3 protein-coding genes are annotated in these 2,395 nt (G+C 68.4%); all 3 read left to right on the forward strand.

Going from position 1 to position 2,395, the window contains the following annotated elements:
- The first annotated feature begins 18 nt into the window (after window positions 1–18).
- Window positions 19–645, forward strand: coding sequence for a sigma-70 family RNA polymerase sigma factor (locus MJD61_11055; protein ID MCG8555807.1), 627 nt, complete (start codon window positions 19–21; stop codon window positions 643–645).
- Complete coding sequence (locus MJD61_11060; protein ID MCG8555808.1) at window positions 642–1,784, forward strand: FecR domain-containing protein; 1,143 nt, start codon at window positions 642–644, stop codon at window positions 1,782–1,784. Before MJD61_11055 ends, MJD61_11060 begins: the two co-directional genes overlap by 4 nt.
- A gap of 251 nt (window positions 1,785–2,035) precedes the next feature.
- A partial coding sequence (locus MJD61_11065) for a hypothetical protein (protein MCG8555809.1) occupies window positions 2,036–2,395 on the forward strand: 360 nt, incomplete at its 3' end.

Here is a 2,395-nt window from a genome sequence, read left to right on the forward strand (position 1 = left end):
CTGCAGTGAGCGAGCGGCGTGGCCTCCCCCCAAACTCCAAGCACCTCGAAGCTCAGGCTTGTAACCAGCGATGGAGCGGAGCGCGCACCCGTCGAAGCCTCGGGGCCTTCCCCAGACGCGGACACGGTACGCGCCGACGTGGAGGCTGACTCCAGCCTGACGCTCGATAATCTGTACCGGCGTTATGCCCCCTATGTGGCGTCGGTAGCCTCGCGCCTGCTCGGCCGGGAGGCCGAGGTGGAGGACGTGGTGCAGGAGGTGTTTGCCGCCGCGTCGACCGGCCTGCGCCGCCGCACGAGCCACGCCGAGGTGCGCGGCTGGCTGGCCACGGTCACGGTGCGCATGTCACGCAGGCAGCTCGGTCGCCGGCGCTTCTGGTCTTGGTTCCAGCTGGCCGCCGAACCCAGCTACGAGCGCTTGGCGCAACCCGGGGCCTCTCCGGAAGAGCAGCGGATGATCAGCGAGCTGTATGCGGTGCTCGACAACCTGGCTGTGCAGCATCGGATTCCCTGGGTGCTGCGTTACGTGGAGGGCGAGAGCCTCGGCAGGATTGCCCAGCTGTGCGATTGCTCGCTTGCTACCGCCAAGCGTCGGATCGCGGCAGCCCACGGGCAGATCAGGGAGTGCATGGGGGGGCTGCCATGAATGAGCTTGAACGAGCGCTGGAGCGAGGCGAGCTGAAAGTGCGGACCTTCTGGTCCGACGAACAGACCGAACGCCTGCCGGCGGCTGCCCTGGCAAGACGTCGCCGTCGCGCCGTGCGTCGCATGACGGGGGCCGCTGGTGTGCTCCTGGGGCTGGCGCTGGCCGTCCCCACCGGGCTCCGGTTCCTCGAGCCCGATAACGGGCTTGTCGTGGTGTCGCCTGCACAGCACAGCGCTCCACAGCACAGCGCTCCACAGCACAGCGCACGTGCAACCCCCCCCGAGCCGAGCAACGAGCCGCGGTTATCCGAGCGTACGGTCAGCTTCGGCGACGGCTCGCAGGCGATTCTCCTGAACGACCACAGCGCAATGCGGACGCGCCGGGGCTCGTCGGGTACCGTGGCCCAACTGTTGGGCGGAAGCGCCCTGTTCACGGTGCGTCGCGATCCTTCCCGCGTCTTTGCCGTGGATGCGGGAGACGTGCGCGTGGAGGTCATTGGGACCCGCTTTACGGTCCAGCGTCTGCCTTTCGGCGCACAGGTACAGGTGCACAAGGGCCGGGTAAGGGTGCGCTGGCACGGCCGCTCGCGCAGCCTGAAGGCAGGCCAGGAAGGCGTGTTTCCGCCCGAGTGGTCGGCGTCGGCTGCTCGAGAAGGCGGCAACCAGCAGGCCGATCGCCGGCGCGCTGGCGACTGGCGCGAGCTGGCCCGCAGCGGGGAGTACCGAAAGGCCTACGGTGAGCTGCAGCGCAAGAGCGGCGCTCCTCCCCGCGACGAGCCCGCGGACTTGCTGCTGGCTGCCGATGTCGCACGCCTCAGTGGCCACCCCGCCCAGGCGCTCCGACCCCTGCGGCGTCTGATCGCCCGCTTTCCCGAGGATCATCGGGCGGCCCTGGCTGCTTTCACGTTGGGCCGCGTGCTCATGGACGGTTTGGAGCGTCCGGGCGAAGCAGCCGCGTCGTTCGCCAAGGCGCGTGCCCTGTGGCCGGAGGGACCGCTGGCAGAAGATGCGCTGGCGCGTGAGATCGAGGCGCATGCAGATGCTGGTAACACTGCGCAAGCTCGCAGAGCCGCCAAGCGCTATCTGGAGCGCTACCCGAGCGGAAGGCACGCCCGCACCGCCCGCAGCGTGCGGCGCTAGGGCCGCGTCGGTCACAGCCTCCGGCCGAATCGCCCAATCCGCCCACACTAGCTACATGCCCCTGACGGGGTGGTCCCATGACCCTGGAAATCCGCCGGTCCCTTCAGGCTGCAAATCCAGCCCCTCAGGTGGTCCCATGAGGCTGCAAACTGGCACACTCTAGTCCAGTCGCAACGGGCATCGTAAGATGGGGAGCCCGCGACCACTGGCGCCGACTTGTGCGGCGATCATGGGCGCCGTAGCCTTGGGTAATGGCCGCGGCACCCACCATGCTAGCGTTCCCACCCGACATATGGGAACGGGCGATCGAGCACCTGCCGGCAGAGCAGCGCGCGCAGTTCACGTGGCGTATCCCACACATGCGACAGTCGCTCTCGCGCCTTGGAACCCAGCCCCTAGACGGGACTGCCGTCGAGGACGCTACCGCCGACGTCGTGGTCACTGTCGCCGCGATGATGCCTGCGCTGCGCAAGATCCCCGCTTTCGATGAGCTGCTCCGGGAACTCCCTGCCCACATCGACAGCACGTTGGATACCCTACGTTCGGCTCTCGACGACGACAGCGCCTTCGCGGCTCTTCGGTGGACCGGGCGGCGGCTCCAGTCCCTTTTC

The sequence above is a fragment of the Pseudomonadota bacterium genome (assembly GCA_022361155.1).
GTDB lineage: Bacteria > Myxococcota_A > Polyangia > Polyangiales > JAKSBK01 > JAKSBK01.

Excerpts from the sequence above, each read along its gene's own strand:
- MJD61_11060 (MCG8555808.1), top strand. The coding sequence starts at position 642 with ATGAATGAGCTTGAACGAGCGCTGGAGCGAGGCGAGCTGAAAGTGCGG.